Source organism: Hyunsoonleella ulvae (genome assembly GCF_016827605.1).
Lineage (GTDB): Bacteria > Bacteroidota > Bacteroidia > Flavobacteriales > Flavobacteriaceae > Jejuia > Jejuia ulvae.
Map to the genome: position 1 here is coordinate 389,567 of NZ_JAEPJQ010000001.1, position 26,700 is coordinate 416,266.

The following is a 26,700-nucleotide window of genomic DNA, read 5'->3' on the forward strand; positions in this document are numbered from 1 at the left end:
TTTATAAATAAAGAATAGTTACCAAAGAGTATCGATGGTAGCATAGATTTATAATACACCTGCGTAGCAGGTGCTCATTACACTTGTGGTGGTTGTAAAACGGAATTCGTGAAGTCTTTTTCTGAACCGCTTAGGTATAAAACATCTTTTGTGGAAATAAAAGATAATTCTAATTTTAAATCCGGTATATCAAAATGCACAGCACTTACATGGCAGCATTGACAAATACAAAAAGGCGAACATAAATCTGAATCTTGATGTTGATGGTCTTTGTCCATTCCTTGTGAAATTTCTGTTTGAACCTCATTATCAAGCGTAACATTATCTTCGCAGGGTGCTAAATTAAGCGCGAAAATATAAATTGATAATATAAAAGCTAAAAATTTCATCGTAGCAAAGATATAAATTATTTAATGCAATGGTATTGCAAATAACGTTAGTATGATTTTTTTATAATAGAAGAGCCTTAAATAACAAGGCTCTTCTATATTTATTATTAATAGTCATGGTCTGAATGATCCTCTTCCTTTATCTCCTTATTGATTCATCATCATTTCGTGGTCGTATTGACAACATCCTGGTAGGTTACTGTAAGCATCTTCATCTCCTGAAACTTTTTCTGTATCGTAACCTGATGCTGCTATTGCTTTGTGAATTGCCATTGCATCTGTTTTAGCATCATCAAAAGACACATCTATTTTCTTTTTATCGACATCCCATGTTGCATTAGCAACACCTTCAACTTTGTTAGCAGCTTTTTCGATAGTTTTTTTACACATTCCGCAATTACCTCTAACACCAAAAGATATGTCTACCATAGCCATGTCTTTAGATACTTCCGTTTTTGTTTCTGTTGTTTCTTGCTTGGTTTCGTTTTTGCAACTCGTTAAACCTATAGCCATAATTACAGCTACACTTAAAATTACTTTTTTCATTGTTAAAAAATTTAATTGTTATTATTTGATTTTTATTATTCTATGACTTGTTTTACTTCTCCACAGGTTAGCATTGCACCACCAAAATATGGATTGATTACTTTTTCTTCCCTGCTCAACCAGTACGCACCAATGTTATCGTCTACCATCGGACAAAACTCAACAAAGACTTTTTCATTGATACCAAATGTCTGAATCGTGCTAATTAAATGTGATGAAAGATGCTTAAAATGATTTCGTTGTGATTCAATATTTGATGCATTTGAAATTGATGTGGCAGATGCTTTTATTTCTTTTTCTAATGACATCCAATGACCATGAGCCTCTTTATCTTTTAATAGCTTCATATCAACTTTAGATAAATTACCCAGTAGTCTTTTCGATTCAGTTATTACATTATTAGATTCATCTTTAAGTAAAGCATCTTTTAATTTGATATAATCATTAAAAACGACTTTCAATTGATTCTGAAAACCCTTGGACACTTTTACCCTCTCATTCATATTAGAATGATTCGCGTTATTTGCTGAAGGATTATTTTCCATTCCAAGATGTCCTTCATGACCAGTCATAACTTTACCACCTTCTTTATTCATCATTGATTTTTTGCCTTGTAATTGCGCTGCTGCATCAACGGTAAATGTTCCATTTGTTACTATCTCATCGTCAATTTTCAAACCATCTAACACTTCATAATTGTCGCCAATTTGATTCCCTAATGTAATTTTTCGCATTTCAAAAACAGGTTGAGCAGGGTCTGTTTTTATATAAACAACTGAACGTTCTCCAGTCCATAAAACGGCTGTGGATGGAATGGTTAATGCTTGTTCTTTACTTGAAGTCACTCCTTTAATTTTCCCTTCAACAAACATTCCTGGCTTAAAAACGTTCTGTTTATTATTAAGTACCGCTCTTAATTTCACAGTTCTTGTTCTTGTATCTAAAACAGGGTCAATAAAATCTACTTTAGCTTTAAATTCTTTATTAGCATAAGTATTGGTAGTGACTGAAATCTCTTGTCCTTTTTTAAATAAATCGATTTGATTTTCATACACATCAAAATTTGCCCAAACCGTGTTTAGATTAGCTATTTTAAGTAAAGGTTGACCTTGTTTGATATAATCGCCCTGTTCGACTAATTTCTCAGAAACCGTACCTGAAACCGTTGCATATACCGGAAAATTTTCTTTAACCTTACCAGAAGTTTCAATTTGATTAATTTGATTTTCAGAGAGCTTCCACAATTTTAATTTGTTGCGCACAGCTTTGTATAAAGCAGGTTGTGATTCTTTTAATGAAGCTGCTGTAATAAGTTCTTGTTGAGCTGCATATAATTCGGGCGAATAGATAGTTGCCAATAACTGTCCTTTTCTAACTTCCTCGCCTGTAAAACTCACATTTAGACGTTCTATTCTTCCTGAAAAATAACTGACTTGAACGGCATTGGCTTCTTCATTCTCTACAATTTTTCCAGATAATTTAACTGTATTATCTTCTACTTTACCATTGCCAACTATAGAGGTTTGAATATTTGCCAATGCCATAGCGTTTTCTGTAAGCTTGAATTGGTCTGCTAATAATCCTTCACTTCCATTTGCAGCAGGAATTAAATCCATACCGCAAATTGGGCAATCTCCAGCTTCTGGTTGCATAATCTGTGGATGCATAGAACACGTCCACATTTGATTGGTTTCTGTTACTGCATCATGATTGTGTTCTGTTTCTGTATTTGACGAACCACCAAAAAGGAACCATCCTAATAGAAGTCCCACAGCTAATATTCCTATGTAAATTATATATTTTTTCATTTTCTATATTTTAATATTTCTTAATCTTAATGCATTCACTATTACTGACACCGAACTAAAACTCATGGCTAACGCTGCAATCATAGGCGAGAGTAAAATTCCGAAAAACGGAAACAAAACACCTGCTGCAATAGGCACTCCTAATGTGTTATAGATGAGAGCGAAAAACAGATTTTGTTTAATGTTCTTCATTACGGCATCACTCAAATGTCGCGCCTTAACAATACCGTGTAAATCTCCTTTTACCAAGGTTATCATGGCACTTTCTATGGCGACATCTGTTCCCGTTCCCATAGCAACACCTACATCACTTTTAGCAAGTGCTGGTGCATCATTAATACCATCGCCTGCCATAGCAACGACTTTTCCTTTTTCTTGTAGTTCCTCTACTTCTTTGAGTTTATCCTCAGGCAACATACTTGCTTTAAAATCTGTAAGATTTAATTCTGTTGCTACTGCTTGTGCTGTGTCATGATTATCGCCTGTTAACATGATGACTTCAATACCTTTGTCTTGAAGTTCTTTAATGGCTTTGGCGCTAGTTTCCTTAATTTTATCGCCTATTACTACATAACCAGTAACCGTTTTATCTATTGATAAATAAGAAACTGTTTTACCTTGTTTTTGATAAGCTTTTGCCTCTTCCTCCATTTGCGAGGTTATCTCTGCATTAGTATAATCCATCATCTTAGGATTTCCTAATGCTATTTTTTTACTATTAATAGTAGCTTCAACACCTTTACCTGTAACTGCGCTAAATGCTTCTGACTTTAAAATTTCAGCATTTTGTTCTTTTCCATATTTAACGGTAGCTTCTGCTAATGGATGTTCGCTGTTTTTGTTCAACGAAACAATATATTTCAGAATGTCATTTTCACTAAAATCAGTATCAAAAGACCCTACTGTTTCAACGGTTGGTTTTCCTTCGGTTATTGTTCCTGTTTTATCTACAATTAGCGTAGTAACCTTATCCATTTTTTCAAGTGCTTCAGCATTTTTAATCAATACACCATTTTGAGCACCTTTACCAACACCAACCATTACTGACATAGGTGTTGCCAATCCCAATGCACAAGGACAAGCTATTATCAAAACAGCAATAGCATTCACAAACGCAAACACATAAACGGGTTCTGGTCCCCAAATTGCCCAAACCGCAAAAGTTAGTAATGAGATAATGACCACAACAGGCACAAAATAACCTGATACTTTATCGGCTAAATTTTGAATTGGCGCACGACTTCTACTGGCATTATTAACCATGTGGATGATTTGAGAGAGTAGTGTATCGCTCCCCACTTTTTCAGCTTGCATTAAAAAAGATTGGTTGCCGTTTATTGTTCCGCTACTTACTTTATCATTTACTGTTTTATTAACAGGAATTGGCTCTCCTGTAATCATAGATTCGTCAATGGTTGTATCTCCTTCTGTTATCGAGCCATCCACAGGAATCTTATCGCCTGGTTTTACTTTTAGAATATCATTTAATTCAATAGCATCGATGGTTACTTCAACATCTTCGCCATCTACTATTTTTATAGCTTTATTGGGTGCTAACTTTAATAATTCTTTTACTGCTGAATTGGTTTTACTATGCGCACGAGCTTCTAAAAGTTGACCTAAAAGCACCAATGTTAGAATGACGGTTGCTGCTTCAAAATAGACATGTACTGCTCCAGATTCTGTTTTAAACTGACTTGGAAAAATATCTGGAAAAAACATACCAAAAACACTAAATAACCAAGCGACGCCTGCACCTATTCCTATGAGTGTAAACATATTAAGATTCCATGTTTTTATGCTTTTATAGGCACGCTCAAAAAACATCCACGTCGCATAAAACACAACTGGAATTGATAGGACAAACTGAATCCAATTCCAATATTTTTGTTCCATTATATCGTATAATGGATTGTTGGAAAACATTTCACTCATTACGATTAAGAATATTGGCAATGTGAACACTACAGCAATCTTAAACTTCTTTAATAATTTTTTATAGGTTTTCTCTTCTGCTGAACTATCTGCTTCCATTGGTACTAAATCCATTCCGCATTTAGGACAAGAACCTGCTTCATCTTTAATTATTTCTGGATGCATGGGGCACGTCCATTGTTCTGATGAAGATGTGGACAAATTTTGTTCTTCAACTAAATCCATTCCGCAGACAGGACAATCGCCTGGTTTATCATAGTTTTTATCGCCTTCGCAATGCATAGGACAATAAAAAGTACCTGTTCCTGCTTTTGGTGGCTGTTTTTCCTTTTCTACTTTGTTATGGTGGTGTTCTCCTAATTTATGAATACTATAATTTCCGCTATCCTTCTCTAAAGCTTCTTGAAGTCTTTCTATGGGAATATGAGATTCCATTTCGATTGTTGCTTCTGCTCTTTCTAAATCAACTGAAGCCTTTGAAACACCTTCCACTTTTGAAAGTTTTTCTTCTACGTGACTGCGACAACCGTTGCAAGTCATTCCGTGTATGTGATATGTATGTTTCATTATTGCTGTGTTAAATAATTAATAATTGTGGTTTGCACATAGTAAGTTTTAACAGACTCAATTTGATTCATTTGAAACTTCAATTGCAATTCTTGTATGTCCAAAACGTCATTAAAATCAATCGTTCCTGTTTCGTAATTTTTAATAAGAATCTCTTCAGCATCTTTAGCTTGCTTTAAGTTCTTCGTTTGGGTTGCATAACTTATTCTTGCTGAAATCTTATCGTTTACTGCTTTATCCAATAGTATTTCTAATGCATTTGTGCGCTCTTGTTTTTGTGCCAAAATCTCTTGCTGTTGCAACTCATTTTGTTTGGTTTGGGATTTGTACTTATTATTAAATATGGGAATTGATACTGATACCATTGGCATAATTATATCTTTTCCATTGTCACTAAAATCCATGTTAGGACGTTCATCAACATTGATATAATCTAAACCGAAACCAATCATTGGACTACTTTCTTTTTGATTCAATAATTCAGATTGCTCTACCGACTGATAGAGTTTATCGAATTTTAGTAATTCAGGATGTAGAGATAAATTCCCAGAATTGATTTCAAAATCTTCTGAAGGAATTATTAACTCATTAATAACAGAAACTTGTACATCCTTATTACGATTTAAAAGCTTATTAAAAGTAGTTTGTTCTGCTAAAAATTGTTGAACCAAAACATCTAACAATTGCTGCATTTCATTTTGACGCATTTGCAATCGTAATACATCTACAGCTGAAGCTTTGCCAACTTCAACCGATGTTAAAGCCAATGTTTCATAGGTTTTAAGTAGTTTAATATTCTCACTTAAAACTTCTTGTTTTGCTTTATTAGCGTAAAGATTATAATAGGATTGCGATACCGAAGCCATCAGTTTTCTTTTGGCAATAACAATGTCTTCATATTTAGCATCTGCCAAAGCACTCACATAGTTTTCTCTTGCGGTTATGTTCCCAAACCAAGGCAACATTTGTTTTGCTGATACTTTGAAGCGTTGCGCTCCTGTTCGGGTTTCTGGTTCGCTTACGAAGTAACCCACACCAAATTCGGTATTAGGTAATGTATTTACTTCATTCACTTTTTCGGAAGCAATACTATACTGTAATTCAAACTTTTGAATTTCAGGATTGTTATTTAATGCTTCATTAATAAGCGTTTCTAATTCTTGTGCATTAGAAACACTAAAAGCTAATAAACCTATGAGTGTATAAATTATTCTTTTCATTTGTTTGCTCTTTTCAATTTAAACTCTTCTCTCCAGCTATATAATACCGGTACAATAAAATAAGAGGTAATATCTATAACCATTCCGCCAAATATTGGAATTGCCATAGGTATCATAATATCACTTCCTTTTCCTGTGGATGTCAATACTGGTAACAGCGCTAAAATGGTAGTTACAGTAGTCATCAAACACGGACGAATACGTTTTTCGGCTGCTTGTAAAGCGGAAGCTCTAATGCTCTTTTTATCAGAAGGTTTTTCACGCTCAAAAGTTTGCGTGAGGTATGTTGCCATAACGACACCATCATCTGTAGCAATACCAAATAATGCTATAAAACCTACCCAAACCGCTACACTTAAATTGATAGTTTTCATATTGAAAAGGTCTCGCATATTCTCCCCAAACAAACTAAAATTGAAAAACCAATCTTGACCGTACAACCATATCATTATAAAACCACCTGCAAATGCAACCGTTATTCCTGTAAAAACCATTAGTGACGTAGTAACAGATTTAAACTGGAAATACAGAATCAAGAAAATAATAGCAAGTGCTAATGGTACAACTACAGAAAGCGTTTTTTCTGCTCGTAACTGATTTTCATAAGTACCTGTAAATTTATAGCTGATGCCCTTTGGAACAGTTAATTCTCCTGAATCTATTTTCTGTTGAAATAAAGCTTGCGCATTTTCAACAACATCAACTTCTGCAAACCCATCTAATTTATCAAACAACACATAGCCAACTAAAAAAGTATCTTCACTTTTTATGACTTGTGGCCCTTGCTCATACCGAATCGTCGCTAATTCACTTAATGGAATAGGACTTCCTTTTTCAACAGGAATATAGATGCCTTTTATATCTTCTGGATTACCTCGTAGCTCTCTAGGGTATCGCACTCTAACAACATAGCGTTCTCTTCCTTCTACGGTTTGAGTAATAGCCATACCGCCAATGGCTACTTTCAGCACACTTTGTACATCTTCTATAGATACACCATAACGTGCTATTTTTTCTCTATCAATATCAATAAGTAAATAAGGTTTCCCTACAATTCTATCTGCAAAAACAGCTTGCTCTTTTACACCTTCTGCTTGTTTAAGAATGGTTTCTAGCTGCAATCCAAACGCTTCAATTTGTTTTAAATCTTGTCCTTTTACTTTTATTCCCATTGGTGCACGCATTCCTGTTTGAAGCATGACCAATCTGGTTTCTATCGGTTGTAATTTAGGTGCAGAAGTAACGCCTGGTAATTTGGTAACTCTAACTATTTCATTCCAAATATCATCAGGACTATTAATTTCTGGTCGCCAATTACGATAGAATTCGCCATCATTATCTTCGATAAGTTGAGCATGTCTAACTTTTGTAAAAACAATATTTTCGGAATTATTAGGATTGGCGATAAATGTTCCATCTTTCAACTCAAAAGCACCATCGTCATTTACTTTGTAACGTTGTCTTTTTCCTTTTGAGTTACGCATGTATTCAGACTTATACTGAATCATGTTTTCGTACATAGATAAAGGCGCAGGATCTAATGCAGATTCTGTTCTACCAGACTTTCCTACTACGGTTTCAATTTCTGGAATGGTGGCTACAGCCATATCTAATTGCTGAAGCACACGTTTATTTTCGGCAACACCTGAGTGTGGTAATGAGGTTGGCATTAATAGAAAAGAGCCTTCGTTTAAAGATGGCATAAATTCTTTTCCTGTATTGTTCATAATCCATCCTCCAGAAACAACCACAGTTGCTGGAATAATTAAAAACAAAAGTTTGTTTGCTAAAGCCCAGTTTAAAATCTGTCCATAATAACTTCTAAAAATTGAAAATATTCCTAAAATTCCGAAGCAAATAATAGCTACAAAAATAAGATTGACTAAAATACTTCTGTCAAAGCCTAGTGGTCTCCAATATTCGGCAAGTAAAAAAATAATGGCAGTACACGAAATAATAATATTTACAAGATTGCTGTTTTTCTTATTTAGTTTACCCAAGACTCCAAGTAAACTAGTAATACCAAAAGCAATTAAAATAATCCCTAACCAATATCCAGTAACCATAATTGCTATTCCAGCAATTATTAAAGCACCATTTATGATGTATTTAAATGACTTTTTAAATGATGTTTTTCTGAATAAATAAGCTGCTAATGGTGGGATTAGAAATAAGGCAATAACCAAAGATGCTGATAACGCCATCGTTTTGGTAAATGCTAATGGTCTAAACAATTTTCCTTCTGCACCAATCATTGTAAATACAGGAACGAAGCTGATAATTGTAGTTAATACCGCAGTTAAAATCGCTCCAGAAACTTCGGCAGTCGCATTATAAACTACTTCATTCGTAGTTAACTCTGTACCATCTTCTCGTAATCGTAATTTGTCATCATCGAGATGGCGAATCATATTTTCTGCGAGAATGACGCCTACATCTACCATAGTTCCAATTGCAATAGCAATACCAGAAAGTGCTACAATATTGGCATCTACGTTAAACAGTTTCATGGTAACAAATACCATTAATACGGCGACAGGCAACAATCCAGAAATTAAAATAGAAGCTCTTAAATTGAAAACCATAACAATAATAACCAAAATGGTAATTAATATTTCTAGTGTCAACGCTTCATTAAGCGTGTCTAATGTTTCTTCAATAAGCTCGGTACGATCATAGAAAGGAACAACTGTTAATTGAGATGTTCGTCCATCTGCCAATACCTTTGAAGGTAATCCACCTTTCAGCTCCTCAATTTGCGCCTTTACATTATTAATGACTTCCATTGGATTTGCACCATATCGTGCCACTACAACACCACCAACGACTTCCGCACCTTCTTTATCCAATAAACCTCTTCGTGTTGCTGGACCTAATGATACTTTACCAATGTCTTTAATCTTAATTGAAGTAAAATCCTCTGAAGTAACTACAGCATTTTCAATATCTTCAACAGATTTCACATAACCCAAACCACGTACTAAATATTCAGCTTGATTAATTTCTATAGTCTGCGCACCAATATCTTGATTACTACTTTTAACCGCTTTTACAATCTGGTTTAAACTAATGTTATATTGACGCATCAGCTCTGGATTGACATCCACCTGATACTCCTGTACATAACCACCAATGGAAGCGACTTCAGAAACACCGCTTGCAGTAGATAAAGCATATTTCACATAGTAATCTTGAATGCTACGCAGTTCGTGTAAATCCCAACCACCAGTAACATTTCCATTTTCATCTCTACCTTCAAGAGTGTACCAAAATATTTGTCCCAAACCTGTGGCATCTGGTCCCAATGCAGGATTAACACCTTCTGGTAATAATCCACTTGGTAATGAATTGAGTTTTTCTAGAATACGACTGCGACTCCAATAGAATTCTATATCTTCTTCAAAAATGATATAGATACTTGAAAACCCAAACATAGAAGAACTACGAATGGTTTTTACTCCTGGAATACCGAGTAAAGAAGTCGTTAATGGATAAGTGATTTGGTCTTCTATATCTTGTGGCGAACGACCATCCCACTTTGTGAATACAATTTGTTGGTTTTCTCCAATATCTGGAATGGCGTCAACCGCTACAGGGTTGCTTGGCAAAAATCCTGTATCCCAATTAAAAGGTGCGTTTACAGTTCCCCATCCTACAAAAAGGACGAGTAACAGAACTGCTACGAGTTTATTTTCTATTAAAAATTTGATGCTTTTATTTAGCATTGGCTTTGATTATTAAACAGTTAGACATTGGCGTTAGAAAAACACCGAATACAGCAAATTATCCTTATGACATAAAGTCATAGGATAAATCAGTCTATTGTTTAAAAATCAAATTAAATACGTCTCGTCAATTTTGTAGAGTTGCCTTATGACGAGTGGCGGTTTGTATTCTTCAAAAGAAGATACATTGTTATCTAAACCTTCAAAAAGGTTAATATAAGTATAAACAAATGAAGCGATGAATACTTGTTGTTCAAAAGAAATTTTGTCAACTTGTAATTGTAGTTCGTCTTGACCATCAACTACCAATTGTTCATCATTACAACAATTCTTTTTTGTAATAGAACAACCTTCAGTTGAAGGATTATCCATTTCCATTCCGCATCCTTCAGCTTTATGGAACATAGCAGTTTCTACCAAAGTATCTCCACAATAATGCATACTGAGCGTAAATGACATTGTAGAGAGTAACACTACAAAAGCCATTGCCAAAGACATTGCTTTATGGAATACTTGTTTCATATTGAGTACAAAGGTATAAAATTTTAACAATTCCTAAATTTTGTTTAACAGAAGTTTAGATATAAAACTGCAAAAAACAAATAATCAATTTACCACTTACCCATTTTTGATAGCACCTTTTTGTACTTCAACATTTGGATATCGTCTTTACAATATGGATGTTCTAAAAGTTCTTTAAGTTTACCTATAAACTCTTTTGAAACAAACCCTTTTTTCTTTAAAACATCAAATAAAACGAGGGCTTGCTCTGCCCTATATTTAGCTTTTTTCAAAAACTCTTCTCCATTTTCTGGGTTTTCATAATGGTTTTGAATATCAAAATGTTTATCAATATCTCCTTTGTATGCTACTAATAAGTTTTCAGCATTCTGTTGTGTAACTCCATTTGTTGTAAATACATAGTCTCTGTCTTGAGTAAGTCTATTAATTCTCGTTTGTCCATCTGCGTAATCATTAGGATGAATCTCTAAATAATGTGAACGATCCAAGGGTAAAGTAATAACTGCTTTGGGATCATATAAACCTTGAAATTTATTAGTTTCAAAATGCCTAATTGAAACTGGATTATCGCAAGTAATTATTGGCGCATTTGAATCTTCTATTTTAATTACATTTATTGTACAATCGTATTTGTATTTAACAAAGTTTCCCCATTGTTCAAGATGGTTAACTAAGAAGGCAGTTCTTGAACGTTCATCGTACTGTTTTTTAACCTCCTCTATTTCATCAATATGAAATTCCATTTTCTCTCCAAATAAATTCATTTTTATCAAACCATGTTCATTTGCTGTATGAGCTGCCCTATCAAAGATTTGTTTATTCATACCTTTTTGAAGATTTAAAATTCTTGGTGTACGAAAATATAATGATAGACATACATATAGTATTTGAATTTTTTGCTCTTGACTAACTGTCAATACCTTTTCATCAACAAGTAATTTATATATTTTTGGAAACTCGCTATCAACATTTTCAGCATAATGTTTTTCTAAGGCGTATTTTACTTCATCTGATTCGGCAGGAATTGTATAAATGTTTTTTTCAAAACAAATATCTTTTGTGCTTATTTGCTCTAAAAGCATATCATTGTCCATTTTATAAACATCGACAAAATGATTTCTTTTTCTTCCTTCAACTGCAAAGTTCTTTAAATATGAACGTGGTATATAATGTTGCTTTATTGGATTTGACATTATTCTATTCTTTTGTTGAGACTTCTTGTTTCATTAAAACTCGCCACGTTAAAGGAAAAGGCTGGCTTTTGTAGTGCCTACTTGCAACGTGAGCAACAATATCGAAACTATGCTTAAAAATTTTAAAGTCCTTTTCTGGTCCGAAGAGTTCCATTTCTGATACCATTTCTTTTTTGTACTCTTCTACATTCTCGTATATTGTTACAGAATGTTTTAGTGTTCCTTCGCCACGACTATAATCCTGAACACATATTTTATTTTCCATTTCTTCAAGTGGAAACCATATTTGCAAGTTCAAATCTGGAAAAAGTTCAGTAGGGATCTTGCGGACAAACTGATATAGGTCTTCATCCTTTAAAACTAAAGTGTATTCTGCCAATATAAGAACTATCATTGAAGACTGAATTTCACATTCTTCATCTCCATTATGAATATCCACCAGCTTATCATAACTTTTTCTAAACAATGGGAAAAACTTATTTATTTTATATCTGTTATTAAAACCTAAAGTCATTTCAGAAATCCATTTTTTGGCTGGGTTAAAGTTTCTTGTAAAATTCATTAAGTTAAGTGCTAAAGCTATTTCAATACTATGCACATCGTATTCTGGATATTTTGAAGGTGGATTGTTTTTTATAAACAAACATAATCCGTTACTAATTGAAAGAGCGCTTTGGTAATATGTTTGAGCATGCTCTTCATTACCTTCTCTATAATGGATTCTAAACTCTTGTATTTCCGTTAACCCTATTGTTGCTATAATTCCTATTTCTTCCCAAACATTAAGACTGTACTCTAGACTATTTCTGCTGTATTTATATATACTGTGCTCTGTTTTGTAATGTTTAGCAACTTTGTTAAAATAATAGACACCTATATTTCTTTTTAAAGAATGGATTTTGTAAAATTCCTGTCTTACAAAATTTTTCTCCAAATGATTACCTTCTTGCATAAAGTGCCAGCTTAGTAACAAACATCGTTCACTTGCATAAATTGAAGGTTTCAAATTATTATTGTCTTGAGACCATTTATATATAATGTTAAGGCATAATCGTACCAGTCTTAACTTTTTTAATATTTGTCTTTTTTGTTTGGGTTGCTTGTCTAAAATTTTTTGAATCAGCGTATAGAAATGTGATAAATCATAATCTGGTAAATCTAAAAATGCCAAAGACTTTCTTAATAATGATTGATATTCTTGTGGAAATAGTTTTTCACTAACAAGATAGTCGTCAAGCATTGCAGTTATTTCGCCTGTACCCCAAAAATCATATTCAACAGCATCTGTAGTATTCTGGTCGATATATTGTGTCCAATCAACTAAAACATTTTGATTTATAACACCATTAGTACAAACTATTATTTTTTTAGGAAGTTTTTTTAAACGATTTGTAAGTGATGTTGGAATAAACGTGTCTTTAATTTGGTTTAGAGTTGAGCGTATGGCGTTGACATCTCCATCCCAAGTGGTTCTTGTTAGATTACCTTGTTTTACAGCGAACAAAAACACCTTCTTAATACCATCTTCTGGATCAATACCTACAGCTGAAATATCTACACCAAATTGACGACCTTTCATTGGCTTTGAGATAGTTGTAAATTTCATTCCAACTAGCAGATCAGTCAGCAACACATCAAGTTCTTTATCTTCTTTTAAAAGATTAATATATTCACTCAGTAAAAATCTCATTGCCTTCTTTTAAAATTTTGCCATAGTAACCGTTCTGTTGCTTGACCTATGGGGTCTATAAATTCGCCTCTTGGCATTTCGCCACTATGCGAAATAAGTGCTGGTGTCATCTTTTCGGTGTATTTGCCTTGGTATTTTGAAAATGTAGACTTTCCCGTTCTGTAATTGATATTCGTAATCATACTTAAAAATGATGAACTTTCTGACTCACTCTCTTTATAGGATTTATTAAATTTTCTATTCTGTATTTTATTATAATATATCATTCTTCTCTCTGAAGGCGCAAACTCTTTTAGGTTTTCTAGATCTGAATACGCCTTGTATTTATCTTCCCCTTCATCAACAATATCTTTTATTATTTTTTTAAGTTTTCTATTGGCAGTCTTCTTTTTTAAATTTAAAAACTCAATAGTTGAATAATAATTAAAAATTAAGTGGTTAATAAATAAATCAGCTAAGAAAATTACAACCTCTTTATTGTCTACTTTTTGTTCGAGTATGGAATATATCAAAGATAAAGAGGTGTCTTTATCATAAACATAGGCAAGTATTTTGTACGTGATATATTCAATATCGTAATCTGAAAAGTCCTTTATTAGAACTTCTGAAACCGTCAATCCTGATAAATCTCTCATATATCTAGCACTATTCATTTCAAAAATGGCAATATGAAAATTTGGATTGTCTTTATTTAACCAATTTGTATATAGCTTTTGGAAATCTGAATAAAAATCATCGCAAAGTGTATTCAGCAAATGGCTGAAATATTCTATTTTTCTAGCATTTTTTGGACTTATCCCTACCCAATCTGTAATAAAACCAACTACCAAATCTAAATTGGTTTTAGCCACATTTTCCAATCGATAAGCCAATTGATTATACGCTCCTGCATGTTCTATATCAATGTGAAGCAACAATGGAAGATATTTTTTAAAGAGGTGTATTTCGTTACCTAAATCTATATTGTAATCCAAAAAGTAAATGAGCTCTAATTGAATTTCAATAGTCTTAATACTTGATAGCTTATCTATAATTTTATCTGTATTTTTTAATTCATTTCTTTTATTTCTAATGGTAAAGAAAACTGATGGCCATAACTCCTTAAGAGTCTTATTATTAATAATACTATTGAATTGTTTCTCAATCCAGCTCACAAATGTTTTTGGTGTTGTTTTCGCTATCAAATCAATTTTGACGATAGATTTTATTCCTATTTCATTTAAGCTTATGTTATCATCTTCGATTAGGCGTTTAATTTCATCTATTGAAAACTTTTGGTCTGAATGATATAATCCGGATAGAATATCCATTAATGTAAAATACGAATCAGGATTTTTCGTTTCAAGTGTTTTTAAATAAATTTCTTTACCAAAAGAAGCATCCTCTTTTGCTTCGCGAGTAATGGCTATTTGAAGATTTCTTACAGGATAGTTACTTTTTAAGTTTTTAAGCAATTCTGGTAGTGCCTTAACATAAAGGTCTATATCAACATTTTTAATATTGTCACAAAAGGTTCTATAATCTTGCCATCGATTGGAAGGCTCTTTATTGTCTAATAAGTCTTGTAGAAATTGCAAATGAAAAGGGTTATAATTTTTGACTAAAGTTAAAAAAGAATTGATACCGTTCTGAAAAAGAGTAACAAAGTTTTTTTCCATTCTACCAAAAGAAATCAAACTATATCAAATACTATTAAATGGACAAAAAGAAACAAAATGTTGTACCTATGTTGTACCCAAACATTTTTCCGAGCTTATTTTAAATAAAAAAAGCCGAAGATTTCTCTTCGACTTTTGTACAGGCGGCGAGACTCGAACTCGCACACCTCGCGGCATTAGATCCTAAGTCTAACGTGTCTACCAATTCCACCACGCCTGCATTTTATTTTTTTTAACACTAATAATTAGGTTAAATCCTAAGTCTAGCGTGTCTACCAATTCCACCACGCCCGCAAAAGGACTGCAAATATAATCAAGATTTTTAAATTCCAAACTTATCACATTAAAAAGTATTCTTTTTTATACTTTTGGGCATAACCTTTTTTGCTCACATGGAGAATATTAAATCTTATATAAAAACCCACAAGGATAGGTTTTTAAACGAGCTTATTGCACTACTTAGAATACCATCAATCAGTGCAGATTCAGCTTATAAAAATGATGTATTAAAAACGGCAGAAGCTATAAAAACAAGCTTAGAAACTGCAGGCTGCAACAATGTTGAAATTTGTAAAACCGATGGTTACCCTATTGTTTATGGAGAGAAAATCCTAGATAAAAACCTACCTACGGTTTTAGTATACGGGCATTACGACGTACAACCTCCAGACCCTTTAGAGCTTTGGAATTCTGCACCATTTGAGCCTGTGATAGAAAAAACAGAACTCCACCCCGAGGGAGCAATTTTCGCCCGTGGTGCTTGCGATGATAAGGGACAATTATATATGCATGTAAAAGCCTTAGAATTTATGACCTCAACTAATCAGCTACCATGCAATGTGAAGTTTATGATTGAAGGCGAAGAGGAAGTAGGTAGTAAAAACCTAGCCACATTTGTAAAAAACAATCAAGAGAAACTAGAAAACGATGTGATTCTAATTTCTGACACAGGAATGATCGCCAAAGACACTCCATCAATAACCACTGGACTTCGCGGTTTAAGCTATGTTGAAGTAGAAGTTACAGGGCCCAATAGGGATTTGCACTCGGGCTTATACGGTGGTGCTGTTGCCAATCCAATTAATGTACTTTCTAAGATGATTGCTTCGCTTCATGATGAAAATAATCGCATTACCATTCCTGGGTTTTACGATAACGTAGAGTCACTTTCAAAAGAAGAGCGTGCCGAAATGTCCAAAGCGCCTTTTAATCTTGAAGATTATAAAAAGGCTCTCGATATCGAAGCTGTTTACGGTGAGGAAGGCTATACCACTAACGAGCGCAACTCAATTCGTCCCACACTAGATGTAAATGGTATTTGGGGTGGGTACACAGGCGAGGGTGCTAAAACCGTTATAGCAAGTAAAGCATATGCTAAAATTTCTATGCGCTTAGTGCCAAATCAAGATTGGGAACACATAACACAACTGTTTAAAATACATTTCGAAAATATCGCTCCTAAAGGGGTAAAAGTTAATGTGACACCGCATCATGGCGGACAAGGTTACGTTACACCTACAAACAATATAGGCTATAAAGCAGCCAGTAAAGCCTATGAGACTACTTTTGGCAAAACACCTGTTCCGCAAAGAGGTGGCGGCAGCATACCTATTGTAGCCCTTTTTGAGAAAGAACTTAAAAGCAAAACCATACTTATGGGGTTTGGTCTAGATAGCGATGCTATACACTCACCAAACGAACATTTTGGGATATGGAACTACCTAAAAGGTATAGAAACTATCCCCTATTTTTATAAATATTTTACAGAATTATCTAAAACGTAATTTGTGAGTTACCTCAAAAACCAGCATGCTAACCATCTACTATTATTAGGTTTAGCTACCTTATTTATAAGTACATCAGGAGTATTAGGAAAATATATTAACCTTCCCGCACCCATAATTATATGGTTTAGAAGTGTTTTGGCTGCTGTATTTCTATTTCTCTTTTGCAAGTATAAAAAGTTAAGTGTTAAACTTCACTCCAAAAAAGATGCTCCTACTATTATAATTGGAGGTGTATTATTGGGGGCACATTGGGTAACATACTTTCTAGCATTAAAACTATCTAACGTAGCTGTGGGCATGCTTTCCATGTTTACTTTCCCTGTAATCACAGCGTTACTAGAACCTTTGTTTACCAAAACTAAACTAAACCCAATACACATTCTTTTGGGGTTTATGGTGTTACTTGGCATTTATGTTCTTGCGCCAGAAATTAACTTCCAGAGTACTTATCTAAAAGGTATTCTTTTAGGGGTGTTTTCTGCTTGTTGTTATGCACTAAGAAATCTTATATTAAAACGACATGTTACTACTTATGACGGTACTGTACTTATGATGCAGCAATGTATTATTGTAAGCTTATTACTAATACCCGTTTTATTTAATTTAGACATAACAGCAACCAAAACACAATTACCTTACTTACTAATACTGGGATTAGTTACTACTGCGCTAGGGCATTCCCTATTTATAAGTAGTTTAAAACATTTTTCTGTAAGTACAGCAAGTATCATAGGTAGTGCGCAACCTATTTTTGGCATTATTATGGCATATTTTTTCCTGAATGAAATACCAACGTCAAACACTTATATTGGAGGCACTTTAATTCTGGCTACCGTGATTATTGAAAGTATTAGGTCAAAAAAAGCATAATTCTAAAAATCTTTTACTCTACACTTGTAGAATATAAATTTTTATTCTACGTTTGTAGAAATAATTCTAACATTGTAGAATATGAAACTATCAAGAACTGAAGAGGAATTAATGAATCACCTTTGGAAGCTCGAAAAAGCCTTTATGAAAGATTTATTGGACGTTTACCCAGAACCAAAACCAGCTACCACTACAGTAGCTACACTACTAAAACGTATGACTGACAAAGGCTTCATAGGCTATACGTTGTTTGGAAAATCAAGGCAATACTACCCTTTAGTAAAAAAGAAAGACTATTTCTCAAAGCATGTAAATGGATTGATAAAAAACTTTTTTAATGATAGCGCATCTCAATTTGCATCATTTTTTACCAAAGAAACGAACCTAACCAAAGAAGAGTTAGAGGATTTAAAAAGATTAATTGATAGTGAAATTAAAAAGAAATAACTATGCTTCTAATCATATTAAAATCTATTATCTGTTTAGCTGTATTTATGATATTCTACAAACTGGCTTTAGAGAATACAAATGCTCACACCTTAAAAAGATTTTACTTGTTAAGTATTGTCGCAGTATCTATTGCAATACCTCTTATAACACTAGTAAAATACGTTGACCCCTCGATAACTCTCAATACTAAAAACTTATTCCCCATAAAACAAGACATAGAGCAACAGATAATCAATAATTATACTAATCCAGTAGATTATGTATCAATTATTTTATGGGCAATATATTACTTAGGCGCTATACTTTTTTTATTTAGATTCTTAAAAAACATATCTACTCTTGTCAAAAAGATAAAAACATCCCCAAAAACAAAAGTAGGCAATGTATGTATTGTACTATCAAAGGATAGCTCACTTCCCCACACGTTTTTCAATTATATTTTTTTAAATAAAAATGACTATGAGAAAAATGATATTGATAAAGGAGTTTTTTTACATGAACAAACCCACGCCATACAAAAGCATTCAGTTGACATATTAGCAATAGAAATTGTACAGGTTATATTTTGGTTTAACCCATTATTAATTTTACTTAAAAGATATATTAAGCTAAATCATGAGTTTTTAGCAGATAAAGCAGTATTATCTAGCGGAATTAGTACTTCAGAATACCAAAAGACACTCCTTTCTTTTTCATCAAACATAAAATATCCAACATTGGTCAATCCAATAAATTATTCATCACTCAAAAAACGATTTAAAATTATGAAAACACAAACTTCAAAATCTAAACTTCTTCTAAAAGCACTTCTGTTACTACCTCTATGTATTATTTCTGTCTATGGATTTAGCCAAAAAGAAACAATTATAAAATCAAATAATTCCAATGTTGTAAATGGATTAACAATTAAGGACATTCAACTCATTATAAAAAATGAAGACGATTTAGTATTAAATGGTAACAAAGTAACCATTGAAAATTTAAAAGACGAAGTAAATAAATTAAATCCATTGTTAGATAATAAACAGAAACAGTATTTTTTATTTGCATACCTACTCATGGAGGATGACAAGTTGTATCCTTACACAAAAAAAATCTCAAACTTCTTAAGTTTAAACTGCGACATTAAGTCTTCTCAAATCGTAATTGTTAATGGTTTTAATCATCTTAATTTATACAAAAGTCCATTTAATGGTAAAACAACAATAGAAGCCCAAGAGATCTTAGATAAACAGACCATAAACTTTACACCTTCAACTAAACAAGGTCCGTGGAAACTTAAAGTTGGCTTCAACACAGCAGATTTTACATTAAATAATAATCTTGACACCAATAAAAGCATCAACCAACAAGATATAAACGAATACAATAATTTGGTTGAAAAATTTAATAATTTATCTGATCATGAAAAAGTTGTAAAAGTCACAGATTTTTCAAGGTTACATGAGTTGTACCGCTTAATACCTCAAAACAAAAAAGCAGATCTCAAACCTTTCCCAGATTTTCTTACCCCACCAAAATCTGATGAAGAAATAATAATCGAAATGATTGAGAAAGGTGTAACTTGTTTTTTTAACGATAAAAAAATTGATGCTGAAAAAGCTATTTCCATCATAAAAAATAACAGACTCTTAAAAGCAACAACTAAACATGAAAACGGAGTAAGTATTATAAGTATGTATAGCGAGAGCTATAAAAAATAAGCACAACTCACATAGAGTTTTAATTTCCCCAAAAAAAATGTAACAAAATAAACGCTTTAACGTTCTAATAGTCAATCAATCAAAAAACTATCAGATATGTTAAAGCGTTTTTTTATTATCTGCTCTGGAGCAGATACCGACATCTTACAACAATGCTCCAAAGGGGAACAAAATAAATACGCAGGTATTGGAGCTACCGTTTTCTTTACTGCAATTATGGCATTTATAGCTGCTGGCTATGCCCTTTATACTGTTTTCGACAATCTATTTACAGCTGTGTTCTTTGGTTTAATCTGGGGGTTGCTCATATTTAATCTAGACAGATATATTGTTTCTACCATTAAAAAAACAAATAATACTATTGATGAATTTATTCAAGCTACTCCCAGAATAATTTTAGCAATAATTATAGCTATTGTAATTGCAAAACCTTTGGAATTAAAAATTTTTGAAAAGGAAATTAATCAAGTCCTTTTAGAAGAAAAAAATGCTATGACATTGGCTAATCAAAACCAAATAGCTGCACAATACACTCCAGAAATAGACGCTTTAAGTTCAGAAATAACAAACCTTAAAGATGAGATTACGGCAAAAGAAATTGAAGTAAACAATCTATACGATGTTTATATTTCTGAAGCTGAAGGTACAGCAGGTACCAAACTACTAGGAAAAGGTCCTGTGTACAAAGAAAAAAGAGAAAAACATGATGCTGCACTTCTTGATTTACAGACCTTAAAAGAAAAAAACAAAACCAAGATACTGGAAGCAGAAACTAAAATTACCGAATTAAAAGGCAGTTACAACACCAAAGTAATCAATACCCAACCTATTATATCTAATTTTGACGGTTTAATGGCACGTATTAATGCATTAGATAAATTGCCATGGCTACCATCATTCTTTATTTTCTTGTTATTTTTAGCTATTGAAACAGCCCCTATTTTCGCAAAGCTACTGGCGCCCAAAGGGATTTATGATTTTAATTTAGAAGACCAAGAAGATACCGTAAAAAATATCATCCTACAGCATAAAAACCAAAGAACTGCAATGGTAAGTACAGAAAATGCCATTGATGACCGTGTATATACCAATATTAAGACTGATGAAGAGCTTTATAAATACAAACACAAAAAAGCTCACGATTTCATACAACTAAAGGCCGATGCATTTTACAAAAAACAAAAATCGGCTTTATAATTATCAAGAAGCTACTTTGTAAGACTGAAAGTAATCGTAAAGCTCCTTACAGCCTACCCCCACAATTGTAAATTCTTTTTGAAGATTTTTTGCATAAAAATAAGCGTTCCTAAAACTTTCTACGGCATGGGCATCAATAGCTTCCAAAGCATCAATACTAACAGTAAGTTTATGGTTTGCGTCTATCGCATCGTAGATTTTCTTTTTAAAAACTGAGGTGTTACTTTTGTTTAGAACTCCTTTTAGTTTAAAAAAATTATTGCAAGTAGTAATTTTTAAATCCATACAACAAATGTATTTTATCGATAAATTTGGGTTTTAATCGAAAAATTTATTTGCTAAGTTAAAAAAATATTTTAAAATTCCTACTTTTTTATACAGAATCCTGTTTTTATAACATACTCCTATACAACGTGAAGTTTAAAAATTCACGCATTCTTATGCTGCCTCGAAAGATTTAAAATGGTCATAAAGTTCTTTACATCCCAGACCAACGATGGATAACTGCTTATTTATCTTTAAAGATTCAGTATGTAAATCAGCTAGAGCATTTACACCAAAACGGTCCACACTCTCCAACCCTTCTACACTGATAGTAAGGCTATCAAATTTCCTGAATGCTTCTTGGAATTCTAAACGAAATGATTCAACGTTATTTTTGTTTAGAATACCTTTTAATTTGAAGAAATTATTACAACTAGTAATTCTTAAATCCATAATACATAATTTTTAATTCAACAATAAATTTGGGCTATTAATCAATTGACTTAGGCTGTAAATATAGATACTAAAATCATACATATAAGTATTTTTCGATAAACCTATTTTTACTCACGTTGAAAGTATCTTTGATGTCAATTTCATCGACGAGATACAACATTGGCATGATTTTTTATTTACTTTTACCGAAGAATTACTATTGCACACCTACAGTTATGAGAAAATTAATTACACTTTTTTGTTTTTTAGCTTTTGGTATTACCCATGCGCAGATTAATAAAGACTCTGACATAAAAGCTATTAATAAGGTATTAAAAAAACAACGCATTGCCTGGTCTAACAATGATATTGAAGGGTATATGGAAGGCTATTGGAAAAGTGACTCCTTGGCTTTTTACGGCAACAAAGGCGTAACCTATGGCTGGGAAAATACACTAGACCATTATTTAACCTATTATCCTACGGCAGCTTACACTGGTAAATTAAGCTTTAAAATAAATGCGGTAAACAATATAGCTCCAGATGCTTATTATGTTTTAGGGGAATATCATATTAAAAGGGAGGTTGGTAATGCCGACGGCTTCTTTATGTTAGTGTTTAAAAAGATTAATGGAGATTGGAAAATTATTGCAGATACTTCTACATAATTCTTATCCATTAATTCATGAAACAATATAGCTATAAGGTACTATTGATGATAGTATTAGTATTATAACTATTTAAGGATTAGTAACGGGAAAGTTTTTGTTTTTGGTTATAATGTTTCCATTTGGGGTAGGTTTATTTAAAAAGAAAATCAATAATTATGTTTTCTTTACATAGTCGGTAATAATTACGATTTGTTGTCCACCTACTTTACCCTCTATATAATTGGCATTTTCGTAATCTAAACGAATATTGCGAACTGTTGTTCCTTGCTTAGCTACCATACTAGTTCCTTTAACTTTTAAGTCTTTTATAAGTACAACAGCATTACCGTTTTCTAAAACAACCCCATTTACATCTCTGTGTATAATCTTCTCGCTATCATCTTTATCCTCGCCTGTAGCTCTTGCTAGTGCTAATGCTTCACCATCTAAATACATCATATCCAGCAAATCCTGAGGCCACCCTTCATTTCTAAGTCTTTGTAACAAACGCCAAGATATGATTTGAACTGCTACATGTTCGTTCCACATACTTTCGTTTAAACACCTCCAATGATTGGGGTTCATGTCTACATCTCCTTGTATTTGTTTTAAACAGGTTTCACAAACCAAAATAGCGTTATCAGCATTTTTATTTAAAGATGGCGGAATTGTATATTGACTTAGATGCTCTTTTGAAGTACACAATTCGCAAGAATTACCACTTCTATCTTTTAGGGTTTGAAGCACACTCATATTCGCTTGGTTTGTTTTTACAATGATAAGGCTTTTACATCCACAAAACCTAGTCTTCTATAGTATTAAGTTGTTCCCGCATTTTCTTGGTCATACCTTTAATTACCATTTCGTAAGAATGATCTATTAAATCTTTAATGAGTTGTGGCTGTAACTCACCTTCATGAATATACAACGTATTCCAGTGCTTTTTACTCATGTGGTATCCTGGGCGAATGCTATTGTGTTGTTCACGTAAAGTTTCAGAATATTCAGGATCCGCTTTTAAGTTTATAGCGGCCTCGCCGCGTTCCCACCATTTTAAAGAAGCCAAAGCAAACATTTTACCTAAAACTTTAAATACTAAAGTATCTTCATCAAAAGGAAAATCTTCAGTGGTTCCTTTTTTACTTAAGCAATATGCTCTTATTTGTTCTATGTTCATTTTAACAATCGCTCCATTACTTTATCTGGATGTTTTAACTCAGTAAATCCATACTGCTTATATAAACCATGAGCATCAGCTGTTTTTAACATCCAAACGCTACAGTTTTGCAGTTTCTCATCTTTAATTACAGTATCTATTAATTGTTTAGAGTAGCCATTTCCACGGTACTCTGGTAAAACAAAAACATCCATAAGGTAGGCAAAAACCACATAATCAGTAGCTACTCTGGCAAATCCTATTTGTTTCTCGTCAATGTAAACACCAAAACACAAACAATGTTCTATTGATGTTTTAACTTCATCGTAAGTTCTTCCTTTTGCCCAATAACTCTCGGTTAGAAAACCATGTATTACATCTAATTGAAGCTTACTTTTATCTGTAGAGATTTCTACTATCACCCTAATTTCTTTATATGATTATTCTCAATTTGTAAGGCTGAATAGTCCAACTTCCATCCAATGGTCTCTACAATAGTTTCAATCAACAAAATAGTTTCTAAGGCTTCTTGTTGTGCTATTTGTATTAAGCCACTTTCAGGAATCTTCGCCTTAATATGTACCTTGGCCTCATTATGCAAATCTGTTAAATCACTAGCCTCGAACTTATTAAAATAACCATCAGATTTATCATAATAATTTAAATTGGTTTCAATGGATAGTACCTCTGGCTGTGGAAATTTCTCTAAGATTATCCTCTTCTTATCTGTATCTGATATCAGCTGAATTTTAGATAAATCATACCCCACATGGGCTTTAGCATTAATTACCACCAAAGCCTTCTTCTTGCTCGAAATTAATTTTAAAAACTTTTGTTTTACATCTTCATAATGGTAAATCTCTGCAAAATCGCCTTCAACAGTAATAAATTTACATACTTTTTTAATCTTATTTAATAAAATAGTAGACTGTGCATTAACCAATTGTTTTTTCTTAAACGATTTTACAATGGTTACGACTCCAAGAGTAACTAAAATTGCTACGATTATTGCTATAAAAATTTCCATTTACTCAATAACTTTATATAATACGGGTTTACTTGGTGTAGCGTCGTTTTCAAAAGGCGCGATTTGTAAATTTAAAATATACTTCCCATCTTCTATAGGATTGGGCACATAAATAAATTCTGTAATGGTAGCGTCCAAACGTAACTTTCCTTTGGTATTCCAAAATGCGTTATGTGCTAATAATTGACACTCATCTTTTTCTTTATCCACACTAGGTAAATCTATTAAAAGGTGTTTTATGCCTTTTTGTTTTAGGTAAATTGCCGTTTCTTCCAACAGATAGGTAGGATTGGTATTAGAATATTGCCTTGTTAGTTTTTCTAGAGTATTTGGCATAGTGCGAATCACAATCGCATCCCTTTTTTTATTACCCAAGGCAAATCGTATTTGCTTTTTAGAAATCACAAAGTCCTCTCCCAATTTTTCGGGAGCTACCGTAACCACTTCTGATAAAAAAAAGAAGTGTTTTAGATTTTTATTAATGGAATAGACCTCTTCTGTAATATGGCCTACACATTCGGTATGGGTGCCATGTGCATGAGGGTTAAACTCAATATTATTAAAGTTAATACAAGCGCCATCTTTTACACTTGCTATCCAATTTTCGTCTTTAGCGGGTGTTATTTTAGGCGCATCAACATACCACGCATTTACATTGTCTTTTGATGCGCGAAGTGGCATGGAAATATCCAATGGTTTAGATAAATCGATCTGTAACTTGCTAGAATTGTATTGTATTGTTGCTATCAAGATAGATTTAATTTAAAAAGATTAGAGGCTATGCCATCACTTAAAAATTTACCTTTTTTTGTGGTTAAAAGTTTATCATCATCAATATACAACAAATGTTCATTTATAAAAACTTCGGCTTGCTGTAGTAGGTATGCCTTGTAGACCTTACCAAAATCTTTTTCTACCTTATGTAGTGATACACCCCAAATTGTTCTAAGCCCTGTCATAACATATTCGTTAAACTTATCAGTTAAGGAAAGCGTTTCTACTTCTAAAGGCAATTTGTTTTGTTGAATACTCTTTATATACTTTATATTGTTGGACACATTCCAGCTACGTTGGTCACTGTTAAAAGAATGTGCAGAAGGTCCAATACCTAAATATGGTTTTCCTTGCCAATATGCTGAGTTATTTTTACTAAAACAGTCTGGTTTGCCAAAATTGGACAGTTCGTAATTAACAAAGCCTTTTGCTTCAAGTTTTTCTACTAATATTTGAAATTGCGCTTCAGCCAATGCGTCATCCACATTATTTATAAGTCCTTTTTTTATGAAAGATTCTAGTGCGGTTTTAGGTTCTACAGTAAGCGCATAGCATGAAATATGCGGTACATTAAACGACAGTGCTGTTTCTATATTCTCAATCCACTCCGCATTACTCAAACCTGGTATACCATAAATTAAATCTACAGAAATATTTTTGAAATACTTTGTTGCTTCATACAAACTTGCCTTTGCTTCATTTGCATTGTGTGCACGATTCATCAGTTTTAAATCTCTTTCAAAAAAAGATTGAACACCAATACTTAATCTGTTAATTCGAGTAGTTGCTAAATCGTTTACTTGTTTGGTTGTTAAATCGTCTGGATTAGCTTCTAAAGTAATTTCTGGATCTTTAACCACTTTAAAATTGTTATAAACTGCATCAACTAACAACTGTATATCGTTTTTAGTTAAAAGCGAAGGTGTGCCTCCTCCAAAATATATAGTTTCTACTGTTTTATTTTGAAGTTCGTCTTGTCTCAAAATTAGTTCTTGAACTAAACATTGAATAAGTTCTTCTTTCTTTTTTAATGACGTAGAAAAATGAAAATCGCAATAATAACATGCTTGTTTGCAAAAGGGTATATGAATATAGATTCCGGCCATAAAAAAGACAAGATATTAAACTTCTTGT

24 protein-coding genes and 1 tRNA gene are annotated in these 26,700 nt (G+C 32.8%); 6 read left to right on the forward strand and 19 right to left on the reverse strand.

What is annotated here, in order from left to right; all coding sequences use genetic code 11:
• Positions 1 to 77 precede the first annotated feature (77 nt).
• The 11 genes from JS605_RS01785 to JS605_RS01835 all read right to left on the reverse strand — a co-directional run bounded on the left by JS605_RS01785 (position 78) and on the right by JS605_RS01835 (position 15,473).
• Positions 78 to 389 carry a DUF6660 family protein gene (locus JS605_RS01785; protein WP_203255967.1) on the reverse strand — a complete coding sequence of 104 codons (312 nt, stop codon included), beginning with the start codon at positions 387 to 389 and terminating at the stop codon, positions 78 to 80.
• Between the two features lie 147 nt (positions 390 to 536).
• A complete protein-coding gene (locus tag JS605_RS01790; protein WP_203255968.1) occupies positions 537 to 935 on the reverse strand; it encodes a heavy-metal-associated domain-containing protein in 399 nt (132 codons plus the stop codon).
• 35 nt (positions 936 to 970) lie between these two features.
• A complete protein-coding gene (locus JS605_RS01795; RefSeq protein WP_203255969.1) occupies positions 971 to 2,743 on the reverse strand; it encodes an efflux RND transporter periplasmic adaptor subunit in 1,773 nt (590 codons plus the stop codon).
• 3 nt (positions 2,744 to 2,746) lie between these two features.
• Complete coding sequence (locus JS605_RS01800; protein ID WP_203255970.1) at positions 2,747 to 5,245, reverse strand: heavy metal translocating P-type ATPase; 2,499 nt, start codon at positions 5,243 to 5,245, stop codon at positions 2,747 to 2,749.
• Positions 5,245 to 6,465 (reverse strand): TolC family protein, encoded by a 1,221-nt coding sequence (locus JS605_RS01805; RefSeq protein ID WP_203255971.1) that lies wholly within the window; start codon positions 6,463 to 6,465, stop codon positions 5,245 to 5,247. Before JS605_RS01805 ends, JS605_RS01800 begins: the two co-directional genes overlap by 1 nt.
• A complete protein-coding gene (locus tag JS605_RS01810) occupies positions 6,462 to 10,190 on the reverse strand; it encodes an efflux RND transporter permease subunit (protein ID WP_203255972.1) in 3,729 nt (1,242 codons plus the stop codon). The genes JS605_RS01805 and JS605_RS01810 overlap by 4 nt, the downstream gene beginning before the upstream one ends.
• A 108-nt stretch (positions 10,191 to 10,298) precedes the next feature.
• Positions 10,299 to 10,712 carry an HYC_CC_PP family protein gene (locus JS605_RS01815; RefSeq protein WP_203255973.1) on the reverse strand — a complete coding sequence of 138 codons (414 nt, stop codon included), beginning with the start codon at positions 10,710 to 10,712 and terminating at the stop codon, positions 10,299 to 10,301.
• Between the two features lie 89 nt (positions 10,713 to 10,801).
• Complete coding sequence (locus tag JS605_RS01820; RefSeq protein WP_203255974.1) at positions 10,802 to 11,905, reverse strand: DUF4238 domain-containing protein; 1,104 nt, start codon at positions 11,903 to 11,905, stop codon at positions 10,802 to 10,804.
• A 4-nt stretch (positions 11,906 to 11,909) separates the two neighbouring features.
• Complete coding sequence (locus tag JS605_RS01825; protein ID WP_203255975.1) at positions 11,910 to 13,595, reverse strand: hypothetical protein; 1,686 nt, start codon at positions 13,593 to 13,595, stop codon at positions 11,910 to 11,912.
• Positions 13,592 to 15,172, reverse strand: a complete 1,581-nt coding sequence (locus tag JS605_RS01830) for a hypothetical protein (protein WP_203255976.1) — start codon at positions 15,170 to 15,172, stop codon at positions 13,592 to 13,594. Before JS605_RS01830 ends, JS605_RS01825 begins: the two co-directional genes overlap by 4 nt.
• 219 nt (positions 15,173 to 15,391) lie before the next feature.
• A tRNA-Leu gene (locus tag JS605_RS01835) sits at positions 15,392 to 15,473 on the reverse strand.
• A 172-nt stretch (positions 15,474 to 15,645) separates the two neighbouring features.
• On the opposite strand from JS605_RS01835, the gene JS605_RS01840 reads away from it, so the two are divergent.
• From JS605_RS01840 to JS605_RS01860, 5 genes are all read left to right on the forward strand, one after another.
• Positions 15,646 to 17,037 (forward strand): dipeptidase, encoded by a 1,392-nt coding sequence (locus JS605_RS01840; protein ID WP_203255977.1) that lies wholly within the window; start codon positions 15,646 to 15,648, stop codon positions 17,035 to 17,037.
• Positions 17,038 to 17,040: 3 nt separating this feature from the next.
• A complete protein-coding gene (locus JS605_RS01845; protein WP_203255978.1) occupies positions 17,041 to 17,910 on the forward strand; it encodes a DMT family transporter in 870 nt (289 codons plus the stop codon).
• Between the two features lie 81 nt (positions 17,911 to 17,991).
• Positions 17,992 to 18,357 (forward strand): BlaI/MecI/CopY family transcriptional regulator, encoded by a 366-nt coding sequence (locus JS605_RS01850; protein WP_130937182.1) that lies wholly within the window; start codon positions 17,992 to 17,994, stop codon positions 18,355 to 18,357.
• 2 nt (positions 18,358 to 18,359) lie between these two features.
• Complete coding sequence (locus JS605_RS01855) at positions 18,360 to 20,063, forward strand: M56 family metallopeptidase (RefSeq protein WP_203255979.1); 1,704 nt, start codon at positions 18,360 to 18,362, stop codon at positions 20,061 to 20,063.
• Positions 20,064 to 20,159: 96 nt separating this feature from the next.
• Positions 20,160 to 21,260, forward strand: a complete 1,101-nt coding sequence (locus JS605_RS01860; protein WP_203255980.1) for a DUF4407 domain-containing protein — start codon at positions 20,160 to 20,162, stop codon at positions 21,258 to 21,260.
• A 3-nt stretch (positions 21,261 to 21,263) separates the two neighbouring features.
• Here the strand turns inward: JS605_RS01860 and JS605_RS01865 are convergent, their stop codons facing one another.
• Positions 21,264 to 21,545, reverse strand: coding sequence for an anti-sigma factor antagonist (locus tag JS605_RS01865; RefSeq protein ID WP_203255981.1), 282 nt, complete (start codon positions 21,543 to 21,545; stop codon positions 21,264 to 21,266).
• Positions 21,546 to 21,698: 153 nt separating this feature from the next.
• Positions 21,699 to 21,977, reverse strand: a complete 279-nt coding sequence (locus tag JS605_RS01870; RefSeq protein WP_203255982.1) for an STAS domain-containing protein — start codon at positions 21,975 to 21,977, stop codon at positions 21,699 to 21,701.
• Between the two features lie 218 nt (positions 21,978 to 22,195).
• Between JS605_RS01870 and JS605_RS01875 the strand changes: the two genes are divergently transcribed.
• Positions 22,196 to 22,627 (forward strand): YybH family protein, encoded by a 432-nt coding sequence (locus tag JS605_RS01875; protein ID WP_203255983.1) that lies wholly within the window; start codon positions 22,196 to 22,198, stop codon positions 22,625 to 22,627.
• Positions 22,628 to 22,783: 156 nt separating this feature from the next.
• Here the strand turns inward: JS605_RS01875 and JS605_RS01880 are convergent, their stop codons facing one another.
• Genes JS605_RS01880 through hemW form a run of 6 tightly spaced genes read right to left on the reverse strand, consistent with a single transcriptional unit; the run spans position 22,784 to position 26,672 of the window.
• Positions 22,784 to 23,362: a PhnA domain-containing protein gene (locus JS605_RS01880; RefSeq protein WP_203255984.1), complete on the reverse strand. Its 579-nt coding sequence runs from the start codon at positions 23,360 to 23,362 to the stop codon at positions 22,784 to 22,786.
• A 49-nt stretch (positions 23,363 to 23,411) separates the two neighbouring features.
• Positions 23,412 to 23,786 carry an MmcQ/YjbR family DNA-binding protein gene (locus JS605_RS01885; protein ID WP_203255985.1) on the reverse strand — a complete coding sequence of 125 codons (375 nt, stop codon included), beginning with the start codon at positions 23,784 to 23,786 and terminating at the stop codon, positions 23,412 to 23,414.
• Complete coding sequence (locus JS605_RS01890; RefSeq protein ID WP_317194103.1) at positions 23,783 to 24,187, reverse strand: GNAT family N-acetyltransferase; 405 nt, start codon at positions 24,185 to 24,187, stop codon at positions 23,783 to 23,785. Before JS605_RS01890 ends, JS605_RS01885 begins: the two co-directional genes overlap by 4 nt.
• Complete coding sequence (locus JS605_RS01895; protein ID WP_203255986.1) at positions 24,184 to 24,792, reverse strand: DUF4230 domain-containing protein; 609 nt, start codon at positions 24,790 to 24,792, stop codon at positions 24,184 to 24,186. Before JS605_RS01895 ends, JS605_RS01890 begins: the two co-directional genes overlap by 4 nt.
• Positions 24,793 to 25,542 carry a cyclase family protein gene (locus JS605_RS01900; RefSeq protein WP_203255987.1) on the reverse strand — a complete coding sequence of 250 codons (750 nt, stop codon included), beginning with the start codon at positions 25,540 to 25,542 and terminating at the stop codon, positions 24,793 to 24,795.
• A complete protein-coding gene (gene hemW, locus JS605_RS01905) occupies positions 25,539 to 26,672 on the reverse strand; it encodes a radical SAM family heme chaperone HemW (protein WP_203255988.1) in 1,134 nt (377 codons plus the stop codon). Before hemW ends, JS605_RS01900 begins: the two co-directional genes overlap by 4 nt.
• Positions 26,673 to 26,700: the final 28 nt, after the last annotated feature.